Raw genomic sequence first — 22,002 nt, 5'->3', positions numbered from 1 at the left:
GGGTCCCGCCCGGACCGACCTGGACGATGGGTGGCACGTCGACGATCCGCACGAGGAGGAATCCAGTGAGCCGGAGGCTGGACAACGCGAGCGAGGAGTTCCTGGAGTTCTGGCGGGAACGCCACTTGTGCACGTTGACGACGGTGCGCGCCGACGGCACGCCGCACGTCGTCCCGGTCGGGGTGACCCTCGACGTCGAGACGGCGACCGCGCGGGTGATCTCTTCCGGCACCTCGCACAAGGCTCGCCAGATCCGGGCGGCCGGTCCGGACGGGGCGAAGGTCGCGGTCTGCCAGGTCGACGGGCGGCGCTGGTCCACCCTGGAGGGGGTCGCCGTGGTGCGCGACGACCCCGCAGCGGTGGCCGACGCCGAGCGCCGGTACGAGCAGCGCTACAAGAAGCCCCGCGAGAACCCGGCGCGCGTGGTGATCGAGATCTCCGTGACGAAGGTCCTCGGCAACGCCTGACCACGACGTGGTGAGGTGGTGCGGTGAACGTTCAGCAGGAGAAGCCGGAGCTGGTCCACGTCGTCGGCATCGGAGCGGACGGCGCGGCGGGCCTGTCCCCGACCGCGCGGTCCATTGTGGACTCCGCCGAGGTGCTGTTCGGCAGTTCGCGCCAGCTCGGCCTGGTCCCCGGAGCGGCCGGTCGGCGGGTGGTTTGGCCCAGCCCGCTGCTGCCGGCGCTGCCCGGCCTGCTCGCCGAGCACGCCGACCGGTCGATCTGCGTGCTGGCCAGCGGCGATCCGATGTTCTACGGAATCGGCGCGACCCTGGTGAAGCTGCTGGGCCCGGACCGGGTTCGGATCGTCGCGCACCCGTCGTCGCTGTCGCTGGCGTGCGCGCGGATAGGCTGGCCGGTGCAGGAGACCGCGGTCGTGAGCCTGGTCGGCAGGCCGGTGGAACTGCTGCACCCCCGCGTCCAGCCGGGAAACCGGCTGCTGGTCCTCAGCTCCGACGGCAGCACCCCGCACGACGTCGCGGCGCTGCTGCGCGAGCGCGGGTACGGGCCGAGCAGCATGACCGTGCTGTCCGATCTCGGCGGCGAGGACGAGCAGCGGATCACTTCCACCGCTGATGGCTGGGAAGAATCGTCGGTGGGTCCGCTGAACGTGATCGCGATCGAGTGCCGACCGGCTCCCGATGCGCGGGTTCTGCCTACCACGCCCGGACTTCCGGACGACGCGTTCGAGCACGACGGGCAGATCACCAAGCTCGAGGTCCGGGCGGTCACGCTCGCGCGGCTGGCTCCGACCCCGGGCCAGCTGTTGTGGGACGTCGGTGCGGGCGCCGGTAGCATCGCGATCGAGTGGATGCGCAGTGATCCGTCCTGCCGCGCGGTCGCCGTCGAGCACCGCGACGACCGGGCGCAGCGCATCACCGCGAACGCGGCAGCGCTGGGCGTTCCCGGGCTCCAGGTGGTGACCGGAGCTGTGCCGCGCGCGCTGGACGGCCTGGACGAACCCGACGCGATCTTCGTCGGCGGCGGCGGAACCGCACCAGGCGTTCTGGAGGCGTGCTGGGCCGCGTTGCGTCCGGGCGGACGCCTGGTGGTCAACGCGGTCACGTTGGAATTGGAGGCGTTGGTGGCCGACTGGTACCGCCGCGTCGGCGGTGAACTGGTCCGGATCTCGGTGGAGCGGGCGGCGCCGATCGGCGGGTTCACCGGCTGGCGGCCCTCGATGCCGGTGACTCAGTGGGTGGTGAGCAAGCGATGACAGTTCGTTTCGTGGGTGCCGGTCCCGGTGCTGCGGACCTGATCACCGTGCGGGGCCGCGATGTGATCGCGTCGTCGCCGGTGTGCCTGTACGCGGGCAGCCTGGTGCCGGACGAACTGCTGGAGCACTGCCCCGCCGACGCCAAGCTGGTGGACACGGCCAAGCTGACCTTGGACGACATCCTCGCCGAGATGTCGGCCGCGCACGAGGCCGGACTCGACGTGGCGCGCCTGCACTCCGGGGATCCGTCGGTGTTCAGCGCCGTCGCCGAGCAGATGCGCCGCCTCGACGCCGCCGGCATCCCGTACGAGGTCGTGCCGGGCGTGCCTGCGTTCGCTGCTGCGGCGGCCGCGCTGAACCGGGAGTTCACCGTGCCCGGGGTCGGGCAGACCGTGGTGCTGACCCGGACTTCGGCCCGCGCGACGCCGATGCCGGAGCACGAGGACCTGGCCACGCTCGGCCAGAGCCGGGCGACGATGGTGCTGCACCTCGCGGTCAACCGCATCGAGGAGCTCGTCGAAGAACTCATGCCCAACTACGGTGCGGATTGTCCGGTCGCCGTGGTGGCGAACGCGAGCCGACCGGACGAAATCGTGCTCCGGGCAACGCTTTCCGACATCGCCGGGCACGTCCGAGCAGCGGGCATCACCCGGACCGCCGTCGTCGTGGTCGGCGAAGTCCTGACGGCCTCGGAGTTCCCCGACAGCCACCTCTACTCCCCGAACCGCTGCCGGGACTGACCCGTCGCGCAGCACGCACGCATCGGTTCAACCGATGTTGCGACCCGCCGGTGTGTCGGTGCACGACACACCGACCTGTGGACGACTTCCCGCAAATTCAATGGAAATCGAACATCCGATTTCCATTGAATTTGCGTCGGGGTCGGAGCGCGCCGGGCTAGGCCCCGGCTCGGCCGACGATGGTTCCGGCTCTGTCGATGACAACTACGTCCACGGAGATCGGGGCTCCTCGGAGGGTTTCGAGGCAGAAGTCGCGGGCCCGGGCGGCGATGAGGTCGCCGAGCGGGAGGTTCGCCTCGGTGCAGAGCTGGAGGGCTTCGAGGGCCGTGTTGGCGCCGGTGATCCTGGTGGTCAGGTCCGCGGTGCCGCCCGCGTCCCGGACGATTTCGGCGAGCAGGGCGAAGTTGACCTGGGAGCGCTTGGAGTGCAGGTCCAGGTGGCCGTCGGCGAGCTTGGAGATCTTGCCGATGCCACCGGCGACGGTGAGGCGCGGAACCGGGTGCCGCCGCAGGTACTTCAGCACCGCACCGGCGAAGTCGCCCATGTCCAGCAGCGCCTCGTCGGGCAGGTCGTAGAGCTGGGTGGCGACCTTCTCCGAAGTGCTGCCGGTGCATCCGGCGACGTGCTCGAGGCCTGCCGCGCGCGCCACGTCGACCCCGCGGCGGATGCTGTCGATCCACGCCGAGCACGAGTACGGCACGACAACGCCCGTCGTGCCCAGGATGGACAGCCCGCCGAGGATGCCCAACCGCGGGTTCCAGGTGCGCCGGGCCAGTTCCTCGCCTCCGTCGACGGACACCTCGACGACGACGTCCCCGCTGCCGCCGTGCTCCGCGGCCACGCGCGCGACGACCTCTCTCATCAGCTGCCGCGGCACGGGGTTGATCGCCGGTTCGCCGACCGGCAGCGGCAGCCCCGGCTTGGTGATGGTTCCGACGCCCTGACCAGCGCGGAAGACGACGCCCGCGCCCGGTTCCGCGTGCCGGACCGTCACCGACACGAGCGCGCCGTGGGTCACGTCGGGATCGTCGCCGGCGTCCTTGACCACTCCTGCCGTCGCGAACCCGTCGCCCAGCCGTTCCCGGGCGAGCGCGAAGGCCGGGCGGTGCCCCTTCGGCAGCAGGATCTCCACCGGATCCGGAAAATCCCCGGTCAGCAGGGCCGTGTAGGCGGCGGCCGTGGACGCCGTGGCGCAGGCGCCGGTCGTCCAGCCGTACCGGAGGCCCGATCCCTCCGTTCGTCCACTCATACCGGGAGAATGCTCCTCATGCGGTTCGCAACGGGGTGGGTCGGATGACCCGCGTGCTCATCCTCGGCGGCACCGGCGACGCCCGGAAGCTCGCCGAACGGCTCGTCGAGCGGTCCGGTCTGCACGTCACATCCTCCCTGGCCGGCCGGGTCCGCGAGCCGCAGCTCCCGCCCGGCGAGGTGCGGGTGGGCGGGTTCGGCGGTCCGGACGGGCTGGCCGACTGGATCCGGAACGAGCAGGTCAGCGCGGTCATCGACGCCACCCACCCGTTCGCCCGGACGATGACCGGCAACGCCGTGGCGGCGGCCCGGAGCGCGGGCTGCCCACTGCTGGTCTTGCGCCGCCCCGCCTGGCAGCCGGAGGCCGGTGACGACTGGCGATCGGTGCCCTCGATGACCGCGGCCGCCGCGCTGCTGCCGGAGCTGGGCGAACGGATCTTCCTGACCACCGGCAGGCAGGGGCTGGCCCACTTCGCCGAGCTCGACCTCCGGTTCCTGGTGCGCACCGTCGATCCGCCCGAACCACCGCTGCCCCCGCGCACGACCGTGCTGCTCGCGCGCGGGCCCTTCACCGTCGACGACGAGCTCGCGCTGCTGCGGGAGCACCGCATCGATGCGCTGGTCAGCAAGAACAGCGGCGGTTCGATGACGAGCGCGAAGCTCGTCGCGGCCCGCGAGCTCGGGCTGCCGGTGGTGATGGTGCAGCGACCGCCCCGGCCCGACGCGCCGTCGGCCGGGACGGTCGAGCAGGCCGTGGCCTGGCTCGACGAGGTGCTGCGCGGTCACGCCGGGTAGCGCCTCGGGGTGAACACGACGTCCTCGCCGTTGGCACCGCTGGCGATCCGCGTGGTCGACGAGCCGATCAGCAGCAGGCACCGCATGTCCACATCGGACTGATCGAGGTCGGCGAGGCGCACCACCTTGATGCTCTCCTCCGCGCCACCGATGTCCCGCCCGATGACCACCGGCACGTCCGGCGAGCGGTGCTCGAGGACCGCGTCCCGCGCGGCCGCGACCTGCCAGGTCCGGCTGCGCGACGCGGGGTTGTAGATCGCCATCACCAGGTCGGCCGCCGCGGCGGCGCGCAGGCGCTCGACGATCACCTCCCACGGCTTGAGCCGGTCGGACAGCGACAGCACGCAGAAGTCGTGCCCCAGCGGTGCGCCGACGCGGCTGGCCACGGCCTGCGCCGCGGTCATCCCGGGCATCACCCGCACGGGCACGTCCGCGCGCTCCGCCGCGACCTCCAGCACCGCGCTGGCCATGGCGAACACGCCCGGATCCCCGGACGAGACCACCGCGACCTTCGACCCGCGCCGAGCCAGCTCCAGCGCGAACTCCGCCCGCTCCGACTCGACGCGGTTGTCGGACGCGTGCTTGCGCTGGCGAGGATTGTCCGGAACGCGCGCGAGGTACGGCGCGTACCCGACCAGCTCGTCGGCCTCGGCGAGCGCCGCCTGAACCTCCGGCGTCACCCACTCGCGCCCACCCGGTCCGAGCCCCACCACGACGACCTCGCCCTGACCTGCGGTTTCGGCATCCGTGACGGTTTCCCGCGTAACCGGAACACCGCTGTTCGCCGGGCCGGGGAGCAGCGCCAGCGAGAAGTACGGGACCGTTTCGGGGTCGACGTCGGCCAGGCGTTGGTAGCGCTGGCGATCCGTGGTCGCGCGCTCGACGTACCACGCCTCGTCCAGGCGGCCCGCCTTCTCGAACGCCTCCCGGACGCCTTCGAAGGTGCGGCCCAGCTTGAGGACCGCCGCAGCGTCGGTCCGGGCGAGCCGCTCGGCGAGGACGTCCGGCGGGAGGGTGCCCGGCAGGACCGCGAAGGTCTCGTCGCGTTCGGCCAGCGGCCGGCCCAGGGTCGCCGAGGCACCGCTGATGGAGGTGATGCCCGGGATCACCTCGGCGCGGAAGCGACCCGAAAGCCGCTTGTGCATGTGCATGTAGGAGCCGTAGAAGAGCGGGTCGCCCTCGGCGAGCAGGACCACGTCCCGCCCGGCGTCGAGGTGCGCGGCGAGCCGGTCCGCGCAGTCGGCGTAGAACTCGTCGATGGCGCCCTGGTAGCCGCCCGGGTGGTCGGTGGTCTCCGTGGTCACCGGGTAGACCAGCGCTTCTTCGACCTGGCCTGCCCGCAGGTACGGTTCGGCGATCGACCGCGCGACGCTCCGGCCGTGGCGAGCGCTGTGGTAGGCGATCACCTCGGCCTGCTCGATCAGCCGGGCGGCCTTGACCGTCACCAGTTCCGGGTCGCCGGGACCGAGGCCCACGCCGTAGAGCGTGCCCTTGCCGTTGCTGCTCACTCTTCCTCGCTCGCGATCGCGTTGATGGCGGCCACCGCCATGGCGCTGCCGCCCCGGCGGCCGCGCACCACCAGGTGCTCCAGACCGCTCGGGTGCGCTGCCAGCGCGTCCTTGGATTCCGCCGCGCCGATGAACCCGACCGGCAGGCCCAGCACCGCGGCGGGCGCGTCGGCACCGTCCTCGATCATCTCCAGCAGCCGGAACAGCGCGGTCGGCGCGTTGCCGATCGCGACCACGGATCCGCCCAGCTGATCGCGCCACAGCTCCAGGGCCGCCGCGCTGCGGGTCGTGCCCAGCTCGCGGGCCAGGTCCGGAACCCGCTCGTCGGACAGCGTGCAGATCACCGGGTTGTCGGCCGGCAGGCGCCGCCGGGTCACGCCCGCGGCCACCATCGCGGCGTCGCACAGGATCGGCGCACCTCCGCGCAGCGCCGCACGCGCGTCGGCCACCACGTCCGGCGAGAACGCGATGTCCTCGACCAGGTCGACCATGCCGCAGGCGTGGATCATCCGCACCGCGACGCCGGCCACGTCCGGCGGCAAGCCGTCCAGCCGGGCTTCCGAGCGGATCGTGGCGAAGGAGCGGCGGTAGATCTCCGCGCCTTCCCGGACGTATTCGGGCACCCCGCGGTAGCGGGAGCTGTTCTCGTTCACACTTTCCTCCGTGCCGCGCCGAGCGCGGCGGATACCTGGTCGACATCGGCTTCGGAAGTCCACGTCGCCCCGTCGAGTCCGACCTCGTAGCCGGTTCCGGTGGCCAGCACTTCCACGACGCGTCCCGGCGGACGGCCGCAGCGCCGCTCGCACCCCGACCAGTGCACCGGCAGGTCACCGAGCGAGGCCCCTCGCCGGGCGTCTTCCCGGACGTCGGCCAGCGCCTTCGCGCACCCGGGCCGACCAGCGCACGTGGTCACCCCGACCCCGGCCGAAGCGGGGTCGGTGAGCAGGCCGCGCGCCCCGAGTTCCGACGCCCACCGACCGGCTTCGCCCGGTCGCATGCCGGGCAGGACCGCGGTCCGCCAAGGCGTCAGGCGCAGTTCGCCCGCGGCGTCGGATGCGGCGGTGATGATATCCACCTGGTCCCGCGCCAGACGGCCCAGTGGTGCGCCCGCCACGACGGAAACCGTTCCGTCGCGCCGAATCACGCGCCCGACCTGCGCATGCGTGGTCGGCGCCGGGGGCGTCGGCTCGGCTGGTGCGACCTCGGCGCCCAGCCGTTCAGCGATCCGTCGCGCCCCGCCGTCGAGTTCGGCCAATCGCCATGCCGAACAGCCCTGCGCCGCCTTCTCCGCGAGGAACGCTTCGGCGGCTGCGATGGCGGCTCCAGCGGCTCGCCGCGGGGTCGTTCGAACACCGGAATCCACCCCGGCGAGCAGCAGCGCAACGGTGTCCGCGGACACCGCTCGCAGCGCGACGTCGGCGCCGAGCGAGCTGACGTCGCCGCTGCCGTCGTCGACCGCGAACAGGAAACGTCCGGGCAGTTCGGCCAGCTCCGGGGTCGCGCAGAGCGCCGCGTCGAGTTCGGCCGCCACCGCTCGCACGTCCACCAGCTCGCGCCCCTCCGCCGAGGGCGAACCGATGATGTTGCGGACCCGCTCGTGGGTGTCCGACGGCAGCAACCCCGCTTCGCGCAACCGCGCGGCGAGCTCCTGCGCCGCTCCGGCCGGCAGGCCGCGGACCTGCAGGTTCGCCCGCGAGGTCAGCTCCAGCCCGCCGTCCCCCAACGCCGCGACCTCGGCCAGCGCGCGAACCTGGGACGGGCTCAGCGCGCCGCCGGGGACGCGGATCCGGGCCAGTCCGCCGTCGGCGGCCTCGTGCACCCGCAACGCGCCAGGACACGCATCCCGTTCAGCTCTTCGCACCACGCGGCAGATACTACGGACCCGGGTAGTTGCGGACGCAAACCAAACGCGGTGCGACGCGCGTCATGCTCGCGAACCTTGACGTAGGATCACCCCGTTGCGGAAAGTGGTCCGCAGCATCATGCGGCGATGTGCGGAGGAAGCCGGTGCGAATCCGGCGCGGTCCCGCCACTGTCACCGGGGAGCGAACTCCACGATGCCACTGTCCTAACAGGACGGGAAGGCGGAGCGAGCGCTGATCCGGGAGCCAGGAGACTCCGGTCGCCGCTGGACCTGCCGACCGGGGCGAGGAACCCCGAGAGAGGTGCCGTCATGCGCCGCGCAAGCGCGCCCTGGCCCAGCGTCGCCGTTCGCCGAGCCGAGGAGCGCCCCGCATGATCCTGCTTCTGTCCACTTCGGACACAGACCTGCTCAGCGCCCGCGCCGCCGACGCGGACTACCGGCTCGGCAACCCCGCCCGGCTGGGCGTGGACGACCTGCCGCCGCTGCTGGAGGACGTCGAGCTGGTCGTGGTGCGGCTGCTCGGCGGCCGCCGGGCCTGGGAAGAAGGCCTGGACGCGCTGCTGGCGGGACCGCGCCCGGTGGTCGTGCTCGGCGGCGAGCAGGCCCCGGACGCCGAGCTGATGGAGTGCTCGACGGTGCCGGCCGGGGTGTGCGCCGAAGCGCACCGCTACCTCGCCCACGGCGGCCCGGACAACCTCGCCCAGCTGCACCGATTCCTCTCCGACACGGTCCTGCTCACCGGCCACGGCTTCGAACCGCCTGCCGAAACGCCCTCCTGGGGCGTGCTCGAGCGGACCCCGCAGCGCACCGAAGGCCCGACCGTCGCGGTGCTCTACTACCGAGCGCACCACATGGCGGGCAACACCGCGTTCGCCCACGCGCTGTGCGAGGCGATCGAGGACGCAGGCGGTCAAGCCCTGCCGCTGTTCTGCGCCTCGCTGCGCGCACCCGACCCGGAACTGCTGGAACAGCTTGGCAAGGCGGACGCGCTGGTCGTCACCGTGCTCGCCGCCGGGGGCACCAAGCCCGCCACCGCTTCGGCCGGTGGTGACGACGAGGCGTGGGACGTCGGCGCGCTCGCCGAACTCGACATCCCGATCCTGCAAGGCCTGTGCCTGACCAGCAGCCGCGCCGCGTGGGAGGACAACGACGAAGGCCTGTCCCCGCTGGACATGGCCACCCAGGTGGCGGTGCCCGAGTTCGACGGCCGCCTGATCACGGTTCCGTTCTCGTTCAAGGAGAACGACGCCGAAGGCCTGCCGGTCTACGTCGCCGATCCCGAGCGCGCGGCCCGCGTCGCGGGCATCGCGGTCCGCCACGCCGCGCTGCGGCACATCCCGCCGCAGGACAAGCGGCTGGCGCTGATGCTGTCGGCCTACCCCACCAAGCACTCCCGGATCGGCAACGCGGTCGGGCTGGACACCCCGGTCAGCGCGGTCCGCCTGCTGCGGGAGCTGCGCGACCAGGGCTACGACATCGGCCCGGCCGACGGTCCCGACGCGCTGCCGGGCGTCGCCGAGCAGGACGGCGATGCGCTGATCCACGCGCTGATCGCCGCTGGCGGCCAGGACCGCGACTGGCTGTCCGAGGAGCAGTTGAGCGGCAACCCGGTCCGCATCCCCGCGCGCCGGTACGCGGAGTGGTTCGCGACGCTGCCCGAGGACCTGCGCGGCGAGATCGAGCAGCACTGGGGAGCGCCGCCCGGCGAGCTGTTCGTCGACCGGTCCCAGGACCCGGACGGCGAGATCGTGCTCGCCGCCGTCCGCGCGGGCAACGTCGTGCTCATGGTGCAGCCGCCGCGCGGTTTCGGGGAGAACCCGATCGCGATCTACCACGACCCGGACCTGCCGCCGAGCCACCACTACCTGGCCGCCTACCGCTGGCTGATCGACGAGTTCGGCGCGCACGCGATGGTGCACCTGGGCAAGCACGGCAACCTCGAGTGGCTGCCCGGCAAGACCGCGGGCATGTCCGCCTCCTGCTCCCCCGACGCGGCGCTGGCCGACCTGCCGCTGATCTACCCGTTCCTGGTCAACGACCCCGGCGAGGGCACGCAGGCCAAGCGCCGCGTGCACGCCACCCTCGTCGACCACCTGGTGCCGCCGATGGCGCGCGCGGAGAGCTACGGCGACATCGCGCGGCTGGAGCAGCTGCTCGACGAGCACGCCAACATCTCCGCGATGGACCCGGCGAAGCTGCCCGCGATCCGCAGCCAGATCTGGACGCTGATGCAGGCCGCCAAGCTCGACCACGACCTGGGGCTGGACGAACGGCCGCACGACGCCGAGTTCGACGACATGCTGCTGCACGTCGACGGCTGGCTGTGCGAGGTCAAGGACGCCCAGATCCGCGACGGCCTGCACGTGCTCGGCGACGCCCCGACCGGCGAAGCCCGGGTCAACCTCGTGCTCGCGATGCTGCGGGCCCGCCAGATGTGGAGCGGGCAGAGCGCCGCGCTGCCCGGTCTGCGCGAAGCGCTCGGGCTCTCCGAGGACGGCAGCGAGGCGCGCGAGCACGTCGACGACGTCGAAACCCGCGCGCACGCCCTGGTCCAGGGCATGGAGGACCGCGGCTGGAAAACCGCTGCGGCAGCCGAGGTTTGCCGCGAGGTCCTCGGCGAGACCAACGACGCCGTCGTGCAGGTGCTGGAGTTCGCCGCGAACGAGGTGGTGCCGCGGCTCGCGGCGACGACCGACGAGATGACCGCGACGCTGCACGCCCTCGAAGGCGGCTACGTGCCCGCGGGCCCCAGCGGATCGCCGCTGCGCGGACTGGTCAACGTGCTGCCCACCGGACGCAACTTCTACTCGGTCGACCCCAAGGCGGTGCCGAGTCGGCTCGCGTGGGAAACCGGTTGGGCCATCGCGGAATCCCTGCTCGACCGCTACCGCGCCGACACCGGCGAGTGGCCGCGCTCGGTCGGCCTGTCGGTGTGGGGCACCAGCGCGATGCGCACCTCCGGCGACGACATCGCCGAGGTGCTGGCGCTGCTCGGCGTCCGGCCGACCTGGGACGAGGCGTCGCGCCGCGTCAACGGGCTGGAGGTGATCCCGCTCGAGGAGCTGGGCCGCCCGCGCATCGACGTCACGGTCCGGATCAGCGGGTTCTTCCGGGACGCCTTCCCGCACGTGGTCGCCCTGCTCGACGACGCGGTGCGCCTGGTCGCGGCCCTCGACGAGCCGGCCGAGCAGAACTTCGTGCGCGAGCACGCGCAGGCCGATCTCGCCGAGCACGGCGACGAACGCCGCGCCACCATGCGGATCTTCGGCTCCAAACCGGGCGCGTACGGCGCCGGGATCCTGCCGCTCATCGACAGCCGGAACTGGCGCGACGACGCCGACCTGGCCGAGGTGTACGCGGTGTGGGGCGGTTTCGCCTACGGGCGCGAGCTGGACGGCGAACCGGCGCGCGTCGACATGGAGAGCGCGTACAAGCGGATCTCGGTGGCGGCGAAGAACACCGACACCCGCGAGCACGACATCGCCGACTCCGACGACTACTTCCAGTACCACGGCGGCATGATCGCCACGGTGCGCGCGCTGACCGGCAAGGCACCGGCGGCCTACATCGGCGACAGCACCCGCCCGGACTCGATCCGCACCCGGTCGCTGACCGAGGAGACCTCGCGGGTCTTCCGGGCCCGCGTGGTGAACCCCCGCTGGCTGGCCGCGATGCGCCGGCACGGCTACAAGGGCGCTTTCGAGCTCGCGGCCACTGTGGACTACTTGTTCGGCTACGACGCGACGACCGGTGTCGTGGCGGACTGGATGTACGAGAAGCTCGCCGAGACCTACGTGCTGGACGAGCAGAACCAGCAGTTCCTCAGCGAGTCCAACCCGTGGGCGCTGCACGGCATCACCGAGCGGCTGCTGGAAGCGGCCAACCGGGAGATGTGGCAGGAACCGAACCCGGACACCCTGCAGGCCCTCCAAGAGGTCTACCTGCAGGCCGAGGGCGACCTGGAAGACGGCCCCCAGCGCTGAATCCCGCGCGCTGCACGACACCTCAGGGCGTCGTGCAGCGCGCGAGCTTTCCCCTCCACGCTCCTGCCTCCCGGAAGTTGCCGAACGGCTGTCCGCGCACGAGGAAGCTCCGGCTCCAGTCGATTCTGCGTCCTCCGGTGTTGCCGCCGCTGTTCCGTAAGTCTACGCTTACGGTTCGTGGACACTTACCGAATCTCGGATGCCGCGTGGAACGCGTTCGGGGATCCGAGTCGGCGCGCGATCATCGAGTGCCTGGCCGAGCGGCCGCAGTCGGTCCGCGAACTCGCCGATGGGCTGCCGATCAGCCGACCAGCGGTCTCCCAGCACCTCAAGGCCCTCAAAGGCGCAGGGCTGGTCACCGACCGCCCCGCCGGCACGAAGCGCATCTACCAACTCGACCCGACAGCCGTGGGCGCGTTGCGCGATCAGCTCGACGCCTTCTGGAGCCGTGCGCTGGCCGCCTACGAGGACGCCGTCGAACAGCCCGAAGGAGATTGAGCGATGTCCGAGGCAGCGAGCACGGTGGTCCGCAAGGAAGTCGTCGTGAACGCCCCGATCGAACGAGCTTTCACCGTCTTCACCGAGCGGTTCGGCGACTTCAAGCCACCCGAGCACAACCTGCTCCAGGCCGAGATCACCGAGACGGTGTTCGAACCCCACGTCGGCGGCCACATCTTCGACCGCGGGGCCGACGGCAGCGAGTGCCGCTGGGCCCGAATACTCGCCTACGAGCCCCCGCACCGCGTCGTCTTCAGCTGGGACATCAGCCCCCGATGGCAGATCGAACCCGACCACGAGCGCACGAGCGAGGTCGAGGTCCGCTTCATCGCCGAAGCTGCGCAGCGCACGCGCGTGGAACTCGAACACCGCAAGCTCGATCGCCACGGACCTGGCTGGCAAGCCGTCAGCGATGGCGTGGGAGGCGAGGGCGGCTGGCCGATGTACCTCGCTCGCTACGCCCAGCTGCTGCCCGGGGACCGCTGATGGCGGCATCGGGCACTACCAGCGACGCGATGCCACCACCCCGGGAACCCCTGCAACGCAAGAGCGATGCGCTCGAACTGATGCGCTCGGAAACCACCGCGTGGCTGGCCACGGGCGATGCCGACGGCCCGCACCTCGTCCCGCTCCTGTTCCACCACGACGGCGAGGTGCTCACCTTCGCGACCTCCGCGAACAGCCGCACGGTGACCAACGTGGCCGCCACCGCACGAGCACGGGCAGCCATCGGCCAGCACTACGACGTGGTCATGATCGACGGCACGATGGAGATCATCGAGCCCGACGCGATCGATCCGGCCATCGCCGACCCGTTCGCCGCACTGCTGCGCGGCGGTCCTGACCCGCGGCACACACCCGGATTCGTCTACCTCCAGCTCACCCCGACTCGCCTGCAAGCGTGGCGCTCCTTCGCCGAGCTCAGCGGCAGGACCCTGATGCAGTCCGGCCAGTGGCTGGTCTGACCGCAAGGCGATCCACTCCCAGGCACCGGCACCGGAACGGCGGAGAAGCGAAGGCTCGCGCCGAGCCGTCGAACACGCGGCAGTCGACGAGCGAGAACTACCGGCGCGATTCGGGGGCCAGGTCGGCGACTGGGCCGATCACGATGGTCGCCGGCGGCTTGATCTCGGCTTCGCGGATCGCCTCGGCGGCCTCGCCCAGCGTCGTGCGGAGCGTCTTCTGGTTGCGCGTGGTGCCTTCCTGCACCACCGCGACCGGGGTCTTCGGGTCGCGGCCGTGCTCCACCAGAACCGCCGCGAACTCCGCGATCCGCTTGACGCCCATCATCAGCACGATGGTCCCGCGCAGCCGTCCCAGCGACGGCCAGTCCACAAGGGACTGCTCGTCGTGCGGTCCGACGTGTCCGGACACGACCACGACCTCGTGCGCGACACCGCGGTGCGTCACCGGCACGTCCGCCGCGGACGGAGCCGCGAAAGCACTGGTGATCCCGGGAACCGCCGTCACCGCGACACCGGCCTCGACGCACGCCAGCAGCTCCTCGAAGCCGCGCCCGAACAGGTAGGGGTCGCCGCCCTTGAGCCGCACCACGAACTTCCCGGCCTTGGCGTGCTCGATCAGCAGCGAGTTGATCACGTCCTGGTTCGCCGCCCGCCCGTACGGGATCTTCGAAGCGTCGACCACTTCCACGTGCGGACCGAGCTCCTCGAGCAGCTCGCGCGGCGCCAGCCGGTCGGTGATCACCACGTCCGCGCGCCCCAGCAGCTGACGCCCGCGCACCGTGATCAGGTCCGGATCGCCCGGCCCGCCACCGACCAGGGCCACCCCCGGCGACGGCGGCTCGGAGCGCTCGTCGACCACGCCGGTCCGCAACGCCTCGACGAGCGCGTCGCGAACGGCGGCCGAACGCCGGTGCTCGCCGCCGGACAGCACGCCGAGCAGCAGCCCGCCGTGCTGCGCCACCGCCGGTGTCACTGCCGTGCCCTGCGAGGCGTCGTCGGCGCGCACGCAGAAGATCCGGTTCTGCTCGGCCTCGGCCGCGACCGCCGCGTTCACCTCGGTTCCGGTCGCGCACGCCACGACGTACCAAGCGCCGTCGAGATCACCAGTCGCGTAAGGGCGCTGGTGCCAGATCAGCTCGCCCGCCTCGGCCATCGCTTCAACGGCGGGAGTCGCCTCCGGCGCGATGACCTCGACCCGCGCACCGGCGTTGATCAGGCGCGGAACCCGGCGCTGCGCGACGGTGCCCGCGCCGACGACGACCACCCGCTTCCCGGTGAGGTCCAGGCCGGCGAAGTAGTGGTGCTCAAGGTGCTTGGTCATGTCCGTAGTCCAGTCGTGCTCGCCCGACGCCATCGCCGGGGATTCGTGCTCACAGGGGCGGTTGGCCACTTCGTCGTGGCTCACGATCACCGGTCCGGCCGCTCGGCGCCACCCCGAACCAACCCGTGGACGTCGGTCACGCGCGCTCCGCCCGATCGCGGTGGGAGGACAGGCTCCACCAGAGCGCGGCGCCGCCCCATACTGCCATGAAAACGGCCAGCGTCAGATAGCCGAGCAGCTCGAAGTGGTCGCTGATCGCCGCGATCGGCGTGGTGTTCGGCACGCCGAGCTCGTCGAGCACCCCGGCGAGCACGACCAGCGCGACGACCGCCGCCAGCACCACGGTCAACGCGGTGGTGGTCACGTTCACCCACAGCCGCCGCAGCGGCTGGGCCAGCGACCAGGTGTAGGCGCGGGACATCAGCATGCCGTCCACGCTGTCCACAGTGCACATCCCCGCGGCGAACAGCAGCGGCAGGCTCAGCACCGCGATCGGCGAAAGCTGCCCCGGCGTGACCATGGCGAGCACGGTGATCTCGGTCGCGGTCTGCATGCCGAGGCCGAACAGCAGCCCGATCCCGAACAGGTGCCAGGAGCGGGCGATGGTGCGCGTCCGCCCGCGCAGCAGCCGCGCGAGCAACCCGCGCCGACCGAGCACCATCTCGACCTCGGCCTCGTCGACGTCACCGCGCCGCGCCCGGCGCAGCAGGCGCACCGCGTCGCGCAGGACCAGCGCGTTGAGCACGGCCAGCGCGGTCAGCACCGCGATCACGATCAGGTCCACGACCGTCGAGACCTGCACCCCGGCCTGCTCCGCCCACTCCTGCGCGGCGGGCCCGGCGATGAACGCGACCGCGAACGCGAGAAAGAGCACGACGCTGGCGTGCCCGAGCGCGAACCACATGCCGGTCGAGACCGGACGCCGTCCGCGTTGCATCAGCAGCCGCGTGGCGTCGTCGATCACCGCGACGTGGTCGGCGTCGAAGCCGTGGCGCAGGCCGAGCAGGTACGCCGTGGTGCCCGCTGCGGCGAGCCCGCCCGCCATGCCGAAGTTGTCGTGGTGCAGCAGGTAGGCACCCCAGCCCACCAGGTGCAACACCCCTACCGCGGCCAGCACGACCGCCGCTTTGCGCCGCTCCGCCGCGCCCCAACCGGCGCGCTGCTGTTCCGTTCCGGATTCCCCGTGCATGGGTTCTCCGACCTCCTGGGTTTCCCGCCCGAGGGGCTCGGTGTCCGCGCGCCGCGGTGCGACGCGGGGCCGGCGCGCAGTCTCCTGACTCCCGGATCGACGCGGCACCCCGGCCTTCCAGCTGCGTGGCAGCCGTGGCCTCGAGCGGGGGCCGCTCCCCGGTCACAGTGGCGGGACCGTCCCGGATTCGCACCGGGTTCCTGCACTGTCGGCGGCGGAATCCTTCCGCGATCACCACCCCCGGGTCAAACCCCGGTGACCGCGATCACCGGAATGCCGCAGTTTCAAGTGAGGTTTTTCCAGACCTACCGTGCGTGGCGGTACCGCGGATGCGATCACCGGGTTTCCGCAGTTTCAATTGAAACTGTGGTCCACGACTACTCCGAACGGATGAACATCGGCCTTTCGCCGGCCCGGGAGCGCGCGCATGCTGGGGGTTACGGCGACCTGAAACGGCCTGCACCAGCGGGCCGACGGGGACCAGGAGGCCACCATGAACGAGACGCACACGATCACGTTGAACCTGCAGGTCGTGGAGGCGGGGTCGAAGACCACCGCCGACGTCGGGTTCACCACTCCGGCCGGTCAGGCGCTGCACGGCCACGGAACCGCGCGACGCCACCCGGACGACCCGGAGGTACCGCAGATCGGCGACGAGATCGCGATCGCCCGCGCCCTGTTCGAACTGGCGCACAAACTGCTGGACAACGCGGCCAAGGACATCGGAGAACGCCTCCACCGCCGCGTGCACCTACCAGCCTGACACCGACGGCGATTTCACGCGAGAACCCCGCGCGGAGCGCCGTTCTCGCGTGAGATCGCCGACCCTCACGAGTGCACGGCGAGGGCTTCGCCGACCGCTTTCGCAGCCAGGTCCACGACGTCCTCGCCCAACCCCTGGCGAACCCGGACGCGCAGCGGAGCAGGTCCGAGGCGCGGCAGGTCGTCGCGCACGACGAGCCCTTCCAGGCGCGGCTTCGCCGACGGCAGCAGCGCCACCCCCAGTCCGGAGCGCACGGCCGCGAGCACCCCGGCCAGATCGGCGGCCTCGCACACCAGATCCGGCTGCTGACCGGTGTCGGTCACCGCTCGGACCGCGAGCCGCCGCGTGATGCACGGCTCGTCGAAGACGACCATCGGCAGCGGTTCGCCGGCCGCGGGCGGTTCCCAGTCCGGGGCGGCGTACCACTCCAAGCGGAACTGCCCGGCTTCGCGGTCGTGGCCGCTGTTGGCGTAGTCGATCAGCAGCGCGATGTCGATGCTGCCGCGGTCGACCGCGTCCGCCAGCCGGGCCGTCCGGTCGAGCCGGAACCGCACCTCCCACTCCGGGAAGGCCGCGCGGAGCCGGGTGGCCAGCTCCGGGAGCAGCCGGTCGGCGGCGTGCTCGGTGGAGCCGAAGACGAGCGTGTGCGGCTCTTCAGCACCGAGGCGGCGCAGCGCCGAGTCGTGCACGTCGAGGATGCGCCGCGCTTCGGCCAGCAGCAGCTCCCCGGACGACGTGAACCTCGCCTGCCGCCCTTCCCTGCTGACCAGCTTCCGGTCGACCACCCGCTCCAGCTTGCGCACGTGCTGGCTGACCGCGGACTGCGTCAGCGACAACGCGGCGGCGGCCCGGTGGAATCCGCCGCAGTCGGCCACCGCGACCAGGCTCCGCAGCGCGACGACGTCCAGCACAGCGCTCATGCTTCCGAGAATAACTGATAAGCGTCCGCAATCGATCGCGATTGCTTATCGTCGTTGGACGCGGCTGGGGGACGGCGGCGAACCTGGGATCATGAAGACCGCGCGCTCGATCCCGCTGTCGCTGGCAGCGCCGATCGTGTTCATCTGGGCCAGCGGATTCCCCACCGGGAAGCTGGGCGTCGCCGCCGCTCCCCCGTTCCTGCTGACCACCGTGCGCCTGGCGATGGCCGCCGCGCTGCTCGCGGTGATCGCGACCGCATCCCACGCCGACTGGCCGCGCGGCAGGCAGCTGGGGCACGCGGCCGCGTCCGGAATCCTCACCTACGGGGCGCAGTTCGGCGGCTGCTACGGCGGGATGAGCGTCGGCGTTCCGGCGTCGGTGACCGCGCTGGTGATCGCCATGAACCCGGTCCTCACCGCAGCGCTGGCGGCCGTGCTGCTGCGCGAGCGGCTGAGCCGGGTCCGCCTGGCGGGACTCGTCGTCGGCGTGCTCGCCGTGGTCGTCACCCTCGGCGGCCAGGTGCTCGCCGAAGGCACGTTGAACCCGGGCATCCTGCTCACCCTGGTCGGACTCCTGGGCTTCTCCGCCGGCGGTCTCTACCAGCAGCGGTTCTGCGGGCCGATCGATCCGCGAGCCGGCGGAGCGGTGCAGTCCGCCGCTGCGGCTGCCGCGGTCGGCGTGCTCGCGCTCTTCGAGAACGGACACGTCACGCACTGGGTGCAGGCCGCTGCGGTGCTGGCGTGGCTGGTGCTGGCGGGATCCGTCATCGGCATCTCGTGCTACCTGCGAGCGGTCGGCGTCGGCGGGGCGAGCCGGGCGAGCGCCCTGTTCAGCGCCGTGCCACCGGTCGCCGCGCTGCTGGCCTGGCCCCTGCTCGGCGAAACCCCGACGATCGCGACAGCGCTCGGCATCGCGCTCGGCGCCGCGTCCTGCGTGCTCGGCACCCGCCCGGACCGAGCAGCCCCGGTGCGCCCGCGCGAACGCCGGGTACGTCAGCCCATCGATTCCTGAATGCGCTTCCACGCCGCCTGCACGTGCCGCCGCTCGGTCTGCGGCGAGCCGACCGCGAACCGCAGCACCGTGCGACCGTCCACTTTGGTGTGCGTCAGGTACAGCTCACCGGATTCGTTCAGCGACTCCATGAGCTGGTAGACGCGCTCGTCGTCCTGCTCCGGGAGCAGCGGCCGGAAGCAGACCAGCCCGAACGGATGCGGCTCCAACAGCTCGAACCGCGGGTCCTCGCGCACCCACCCGGCGAACTCCTGCGCGAGTCCCACGGTGGTGCGGATGTGCTCGCGCAACCCCTCGGCCCCGTACCAGCGCAGCACCGACCACAGCTTCAACGCCCGGAACCGGCGCCCCAGCGGCACCTGCCAGTCGCGGTAGTCGATCACCTCGCCGGACGCCGTGGCCGGGTTGCGCAGGTATTCCGGCAGGATCGACAGCGCATCGATCATCGGCGCCCGGTCGGCCATCCACAGCAGGCTGCAGTCGAAGTTGGTCAGCAACCACTTGTGCGCGTTGGTGCAGTAGGAGTCGGCGAACTCGGCGACCCCGTCGTTGATCCAGCGCAGCTCCGGGCACACCGCGGCCACGCCCGCGTAAGCCGCGTCGACGTGCAGCCAGACGCCGCGCGCCCGGCACACCTCGCCGACGGCGCGGACCGGGTCGATCGCGGTGGTCGAGGTGGTGCCGATGGTCGCGCACACCAGGGTCGGCACGGCCCCGGCGGCGAGGTCCTCGGCGATCAGGGCGTCCAGGTGCGCGGGGTCCATGCCCAGGGTGTCCGGGTCGACGTCGACGATCCGGACGTTGTCCGCGCCGATGCCGACCATCCGCGCGGCCCGCGCCAAGGACGAGTGGGTGTGCTCGGAGACGTAGAGGGTGTGGCGCCGGGTGATGCCCTTGCTCGCGACGGCACCACCGCTGACCCGCTGCAACGCGGCCAGGCACGCCACCAGCGCGGCGCTCGACGCCGAGTCCTGGATGACGCCGCCACCGACCGCATCGGTCCGGAAGTGCTCGGGCAGCCCGAGCAGCTCGGCCATCCAGTCGACCACGACGGTCTCCAGCTCGGTGCAGGCCGGACTGGTCGCCCACACCATGCCCTGCACGCCGAGCCCGCTGGAGAGCAGGTCGCCGAGGATGGCGGGCCCGCTGGCGTTGGCCGGGAAGTAGGCGAAGAAGTTGGGGTGCTGCCAGTGCGTCACACCGGGAACCAGCACGGCGTCGAGATCGCGGAGCACCTCCTCGAACGGTTCGCCCTGCTCAGGAGGGTGCGCGGGAAGCTGAGCCCGAACCTCCCCGGGCCGCACCTGCGACCGAACGGGATGCGACTCGACGCCGGCGTAGTAGTCGGCGACCCAATCAACGACCTGCCTGCCGAAAGCCCGGAACTCCTCGGGTGACATGTGCCCAACCACCCAGCCACCCTCTCACCGCGGACCACCCCAGACCAGAGCTGGCGGGAGATCCGGCGGCCGGGGTTCGGGTCAGGGGGTTTCGGTGGCCATCCAGCGGTAGCCGCGGGGGGTGACCATCCGGTGGCCGACCACTGTGGACTGGGAGGAGCCCACGACCACCGTGGTGTGCGCGTCCACGTCGGCCGGGTCGAACTCGCTGATCGGGGCGCACCAGATTCGCTGGCCCGTTCGGGTCGCGTGCTGAACCGCGCCGACCGGGGTCGTCGCCGGGCGGTGTTCCGCCAGGATCTCCAGCGCTCGGCCCAGCTGGTCGGGGCGCGGGCTGCCGAGGCAGACCACCAGGTCGCCCTCGGCCGCCGCTCGCACGCGGCGCTCGATGACCTCCCACGGCGTGCGCAGGTCGGACAGGCTGATCAGCACGTGGTCGTGGCCGAGCGGAGCGCCCAGCAGGGCCGATGCCGCCAGCACCGCGGTCACGCCCGGGACCCCGACTACCTCGATGTCGACGTCGGCCTGCTCCAGGGCCGGGCTCGCCATCGCGTACACCCCGGCGTCGCCGGAGCCGATCAACGCCACTGCGCGTCCCTCGCGGGCCAGTTCGACCGCCTCGGTCGCGCGGGCCTCCTCCTCGCCCTGGCCGGTGGACCGCACCTCGGTGCCCGGTCGCAGCAGGTGCCGCACCTGGTCGACGTGCTGGTCCAGGCCCACCACGACCGATGCGCGGCGCAGCTCGGCGTCGGCGCGCGGAACGCGCAGGTCCGCCGCGCCGGGGCCGATGCCGATGAGCGCAAGCCGCCCCCTGGGGCGGATCCGGGCGGCCGCCGCGGTGACGCCGTTGCCCTTGATCTTGGGCGCGACCAGCTCGACCTGGGCGCCGTAACCGAGCTCGGCCGCCGCGTGCAGCGCTGACGCCTCCGCCACGCTGGACGTACCGGCCTCCGCACCCACCGCCTCGCTGGGGTTGGGCACCTCGACCTCGGCCAGCACCTCGGCCGGGTAGGTCAGCAGCGACAGCTCGTCGCCGCCGTCCGCGGAGTGCCAGAACCCGAGGTCCTGCACCGCTTCCAGGATGCCGTCCTCGTCGGCCTTGAGGTCCACGCTGGCGATCGCCCGGATCGCGCGCGGGTCCAAGCCGTGCTCGCTGTCCAGCCGGGCGATCGTCTCGATCACCGCGGTGCGGGAGATCCCGCTGGTCGAGCCGACCCCGACCACCAGCGTGCGCGGGATCAGCCGCAGCGTCCGCTCCTCCTCCTCGGTCGGGCGGCGGTCGTCGATCACCACCGTCCACAGCGGCGTTTCGACGTCCGGCGACACGTTGGGCGGCAGGGCGGGCAGCGGGAAGCCGTGCGGGTTGACCAGGAGCACCGGCAGGTCCTCGAGCAGCGCCGCACCGCAGGACGCCAGGTCACCGTCCACAGTGGCGTCGAGCTGTTCGACGAGCTCGTCGAGCGGGGTGACACCGGTGGCGCCGGTGACCGTGGTGACCACCGGATCGCAGTCGAGCACGTCGGCGACCTGCTCGGCGAGGGCGTTGGCGCCGCCGGCCTGGCCGCCGGTCAGGGCGATCGCGAAGCGCTTCTCCTCGTCGACGCAGACGACGCCCGGGTCGGCGCGCTCGTCCCGCAGCAGCGGTGCGACCAATCGCACGGTCGCGTCGCTGGCCAGGAAGAACACCGCTGCGTCGAGGTGGTCCCACAGGCGGCGCACGGCGGATCCGATCGGCCCGTCGGCGACGACCGCGTCCGGCCCCAGCCGTCCGGCGACCTCAGCGGCGGCCCGCCGTCCCGCCGCGGTCACCGCGAACAGACCGATCACTGCAACTCCCCTACCCGGTCGACAGCCCTCCCCCGCATGGTCCCACCCGCATGGTTCCGCCCTCCCCGGGCGCACGGAAAACCACAGTTTCAATTGAAACTGCACCCCGACGAACCGCAGTTTCAATTGAAACTGTGGTCCCCCTGGCGACGAGCACCTGCGGTTCCGGTGGGGGCTGGGTCTCGTGAGTGGCGCTGGTGGTTCTTACGACCATCGCCACTCACGAGACCCAGACCCGAGCGGAGGGCGAGC

At 72.0% G+C, this 22,002-nt stretch carries 19 protein-coding genes and 2 riboswitches; of the genes, 10 read left to right on the top strand and 9 right to left on the bottom strand.

The window, feature by feature from the left end; translation table 11 throughout:
* Positions 1 to 65: 65 nt before the first annotated feature.
* The 3 genes from OU415_RS02705 to cobM are packed head-to-tail and all read left to right on the top strand — an operon-like array spanning position 66 to position 2,457.
* Positions 66 to 467 (top strand): pyridoxamine 5'-phosphate oxidase family protein, encoded by a 402-nt coding sequence (locus OU415_RS02705; RefSeq protein WP_270946899.1) that lies wholly within the window; start codon positions 66 to 68, stop codon positions 465 to 467.
* A 23-nt stretch (positions 468 to 490) separates the two neighbouring features.
* Positions 491 to 1,717: a precorrin-6y C5,15-methyltransferase (decarboxylating) subunit CbiE gene (gene cbiE / locus OU415_RS02700; protein ID WP_270946898.1), complete on the top strand. Its 1,227-nt coding sequence runs from the start codon at positions 491 to 493 to the stop codon at positions 1,715 to 1,717.
* Positions 1,714 to 2,457: a precorrin-4 C(11)-methyltransferase gene (cobM, locus tag OU415_RS02695; protein WP_270946897.1), complete on the top strand. Its 744-nt coding sequence runs from the start codon at positions 1,714 to 1,716 to the stop codon at positions 2,455 to 2,457. The genes cbiE and cobM overlap by 4 nt, the downstream gene beginning before the upstream one ends.
* A gap of 157 nt (positions 2,458 to 2,614) precedes the next feature.
* Here the strand turns inward: cobM and OU415_RS02690 are convergent, their stop codons facing one another.
* A complete protein-coding gene (locus tag OU415_RS02690) occupies positions 2,615 to 3,706 on the bottom strand; it encodes a cobalt-precorrin-5B (C(1))-methyltransferase (RefSeq protein ID WP_270946896.1) in 1,092 nt (363 codons plus the stop codon).
* Between the two features lie 44 nt (positions 3,707 to 3,750).
* On the opposite strand from OU415_RS02690, the gene OU415_RS02685 reads away from it, so the two are divergent.
* A complete protein-coding gene (locus OU415_RS02685; RefSeq protein WP_270946895.1) occupies positions 3,751 to 4,500 on the top strand; it encodes a cobalt-precorrin-6A reductase in 750 nt (249 codons plus the stop codon).
* On the opposite strand, the gene OU415_RS02680 is transcribed toward OU415_RS02685, so the two are convergent.
* The 3 genes from OU415_RS02680 to OU415_RS02670 are packed head-to-tail and all read right to left on the bottom strand — an operon-like array spanning position 4,488 to position 7,872.
* Positions 4,488 to 6,008, bottom strand: coding sequence for a precorrin-2 C(20)-methyltransferase (locus OU415_RS02680; protein WP_270946894.1), 1,521 nt, complete (start codon positions 6,006 to 6,008; stop codon positions 4,488 to 4,490). The two genes, OU415_RS02685 and OU415_RS02680, sit on opposite strands and share 13 nt — an antisense overlap.
* Positions 6,005 to 6,631 carry a precorrin-8X methylmutase gene (locus tag OU415_RS02675; protein WP_270947108.1) on the bottom strand — a complete coding sequence of 209 codons (627 nt, stop codon included), beginning with the start codon at positions 6,629 to 6,631 and terminating at the stop codon, positions 6,005 to 6,007. Before OU415_RS02675 ends, OU415_RS02680 begins: the two co-directional genes overlap by 4 nt.
* A 26-nt stretch (positions 6,632 to 6,657) precedes the next feature.
* The gene (locus OU415_RS02670) at positions 6,658 to 7,872 is read right to left on the bottom strand and encodes a precorrin-3B synthase (protein ID WP_270946893.1); all 1,215 of its coding nucleotides are present in this window, start codon (positions 7,870 to 7,872) and stop codon (positions 6,658 to 6,660) included.
* A gap of 133 nt (positions 7,873 to 8,005) precedes the next feature.
* A riboswitch (cobalamin riboswitch) is annotated at positions 8,006 to 8,127 on the top strand.
* Positions 8,128 to 8,243: 116 nt separating this feature from the next.
* On the opposite strand from OU415_RS02670, the gene cobN reads away from it, so the two are divergent.
* From cobN to OU415_RS02650, 4 genes are all read left to right on the top strand, one after another.
* Positions 8,244 to 11,855 (top strand): cobaltochelatase subunit CobN, encoded by a 3,612-nt coding sequence (gene cobN, locus OU415_RS02665; protein ID WP_270946892.1) that lies wholly within the window; start codon positions 8,244 to 8,246, stop codon positions 11,853 to 11,855.
* A gap of 177 nt (positions 11,856 to 12,032) precedes the next feature.
* Positions 12,033 to 12,353, top strand: a complete 321-nt coding sequence (locus OU415_RS02660) for an ArsR/SmtB family transcription factor (RefSeq protein ID WP_270946891.1) — start codon at positions 12,033 to 12,035, stop codon at positions 12,351 to 12,353.
* A 3-nt stretch (positions 12,354 to 12,356) separates the two neighbouring features.
* The gene (locus OU415_RS02655) at positions 12,357 to 12,839 is read left to right on the top strand and encodes an SRPBCC family protein (RefSeq protein ID WP_270946890.1); all 483 of its coding nucleotides are present in this window, start codon (positions 12,357 to 12,359) and stop codon (positions 12,837 to 12,839) included.
* Positions 12,839 to 13,318: a pyridoxamine 5'-phosphate oxidase family protein gene (locus tag OU415_RS02650; RefSeq protein ID WP_270946888.1), complete on the top strand. Its 480-nt coding sequence runs from the start codon at positions 12,839 to 12,841 to the stop codon at positions 13,316 to 13,318. The genes OU415_RS02655 and OU415_RS02650 overlap by 1 nt, the downstream gene beginning before the upstream one ends.
* Before the next feature lie 97 nt (positions 13,319 to 13,415).
* Here the strand turns inward: OU415_RS02650 and cobA are convergent, their stop codons facing one another.
* Together cobA and OU415_RS02640 are read right to left on the bottom strand one after the other, a co-directional pair.
* The gene (gene cobA, locus OU415_RS02645; RefSeq protein WP_270946887.1) at positions 13,416 to 14,639 is read right to left on the bottom strand and encodes a uroporphyrinogen-III C-methyltransferase; all 1,224 of its coding nucleotides are present in this window, start codon (positions 14,637 to 14,639) and stop codon (positions 13,416 to 13,418) included.
* A gap of 136 nt (positions 14,640 to 14,775) precedes the next feature.
* Positions 14,776 to 15,828 (bottom strand): HoxN/HupN/NixA family nickel/cobalt transporter, encoded by a 1,053-nt coding sequence (locus OU415_RS02640; protein WP_270946886.1) that lies wholly within the window; start codon positions 15,826 to 15,828, stop codon positions 14,776 to 14,778.
* A 77-nt stretch (positions 15,829 to 15,905) separates the two neighbouring features.
* A riboswitch (cobalamin riboswitch) is annotated at positions 15,906 to 16,031 on the bottom strand.
* Positions 16,032 to 16,321: 290 nt separating this feature from the next.
* Between OU415_RS02640 and OU415_RS02635 the strand changes: the two genes are divergently transcribed.
* Positions 16,322 to 16,591 carry a DUF1876 domain-containing protein gene (locus OU415_RS02635; RefSeq protein ID WP_270946885.1) on the top strand — a complete coding sequence of 90 codons (270 nt, stop codon included), beginning with the start codon at positions 16,322 to 16,324 and terminating at the stop codon, positions 16,589 to 16,591.
* Between the two features lie 65 nt (positions 16,592 to 16,656).
* Here OU415_RS02635 and OU415_RS02630 read toward each other — a convergent pair whose 3' ends face one another.
* Complete coding sequence (locus OU415_RS02630; RefSeq protein ID WP_270946883.1) at positions 16,657 to 17,511, bottom strand: LysR substrate-binding domain-containing protein; 855 nt, start codon at positions 17,509 to 17,511, stop codon at positions 16,657 to 16,659.
* 91 nt (positions 17,512 to 17,602) lie between these two features.
* Between OU415_RS02630 and OU415_RS02625 the strand changes: the two genes are divergently transcribed.
* The gene (locus OU415_RS02625; protein ID WP_270946882.1) at positions 17,603 to 18,523 is read left to right on the top strand and encodes a DMT family transporter; all 921 of its coding nucleotides are present in this window, start codon (positions 17,603 to 17,605) and stop codon (positions 18,521 to 18,523) included.
* Here OU415_RS02625 and OU415_RS02620 read toward each other — a convergent pair.
* Positions 18,505 to 19,923, bottom strand: a complete 1,419-nt coding sequence (locus OU415_RS02620) for a pyridoxal-dependent decarboxylase (RefSeq protein WP_270946881.1) — start codon at positions 19,921 to 19,923, stop codon at positions 18,505 to 18,507. The two genes, OU415_RS02625 and OU415_RS02620, sit on opposite strands and share 19 nt — an antisense overlap.
* A gap of 81 nt (positions 19,924 to 20,004) precedes the next feature.
* The gene (locus OU415_RS02615) at positions 20,005 to 21,750 is read right to left on the bottom strand and encodes a cobalamin biosynthesis protein (RefSeq protein WP_270946880.1); all 1,746 of its coding nucleotides are present in this window, start codon (positions 21,748 to 21,750) and stop codon (positions 20,005 to 20,007) included.
* Positions 21,751 to 22,002 lie beyond the last annotated feature (252 nt).

It is taken from the genome of Saccharopolyspora oryzae, from assembly GCF_027853915.1.
In the GTDB taxonomy this organism is placed as follows: Bacteria; Actinomycetota; Actinomycetes; order Mycobacteriales; family Pseudonocardiaceae; genus Saccharopolyspora; species Saccharopolyspora oryzae.
Note: the sequence above shows the minus strand (reverse complement) of the source record. Positions and strands in the feature narration are given on the sequence as shown.

What these genes read in the sequence shown, in the direction of transcription:
- OU415_RS02630 (WP_270946883.1), bottom strand. Translation starts at nt 17,511, where the DNA reads ATGAGCGCTGTGCTGGACGTCGTCGCGCTGCGGAGCCTGGTCGCGGTG.
- OU415_RS02690 (WP_270946896.1), bottom strand. Translation starts at nt 3,706, where the DNA reads ATGAGTGGACGAACGGAGGGATCGGGCCTCCGGTACGGCTGGACGACC.
- OU415_RS02635 (WP_270946885.1), top strand. Translation starts at nt 16,322, where the DNA reads ATGAACGAGACGCACACGATCACGTTGAACCTGCAGGTCGTGGAGGCG.
- cobN (WP_270946892.1), top strand. Translation starts at nt 8,244, where the DNA reads ATGATCCTGCTTCTGTCCACTTCGGACACAGACCTGCTCAGCGCCCGC.
- OU415_RS02620 (WP_270946881.1), bottom strand. Translation starts at nt 19,923, where the DNA reads ATGTCACCCGAGGAGTTCCGGGCTTTCGGCAGGCAGGTCGTTGATTGG.
- OU415_RS02685 (WP_270946895.1), top strand. Translation starts at nt 3,751, where the DNA reads ATGACCCGCGTGCTCATCCTCGGCGGCACCGGCGACGCCCGGAAGCTC.
- cobM (WP_270946897.1), top strand. Translation starts at nt 1,714, where the DNA reads ATGACAGTTCGTTTCGTGGGTGCCGGTCCCGGTGCTGCGGACCTGATC.
- OU415_RS02625 (WP_270946882.1), top strand. Translation starts at nt 17,603, where the DNA reads ATGAAGACCGCGCGCTCGATCCCGCTGTCGCTGGCAGCGCCGATCGTG.
- OU415_RS02650 (WP_270946888.1), top strand. Translation starts at nt 12,839, where the DNA reads ATGGCGGCATCGGGCACTACCAGCGACGCGATGCCACCACCCCGGGAA.
- OU415_RS02640 (WP_270946886.1), bottom strand. Translation starts at nt 15,828, where the DNA reads ATGCACGGGGAATCCGGAACGGAACAGCAGCGCGCCGGTTGGGGCGCG.
- OU415_RS02655 (WP_270946890.1), top strand. Translation starts at nt 12,357, where the DNA reads ATGTCCGAGGCAGCGAGCACGGTGGTCCGCAAGGAAGTCGTCGTGAAC.
- cobA (WP_270946887.1), bottom strand. Translation starts at nt 14,639, where the DNA reads ATGACCAAGCACCTTGAGCACCACTACTTCGCCGGCCTGGACCTCACC.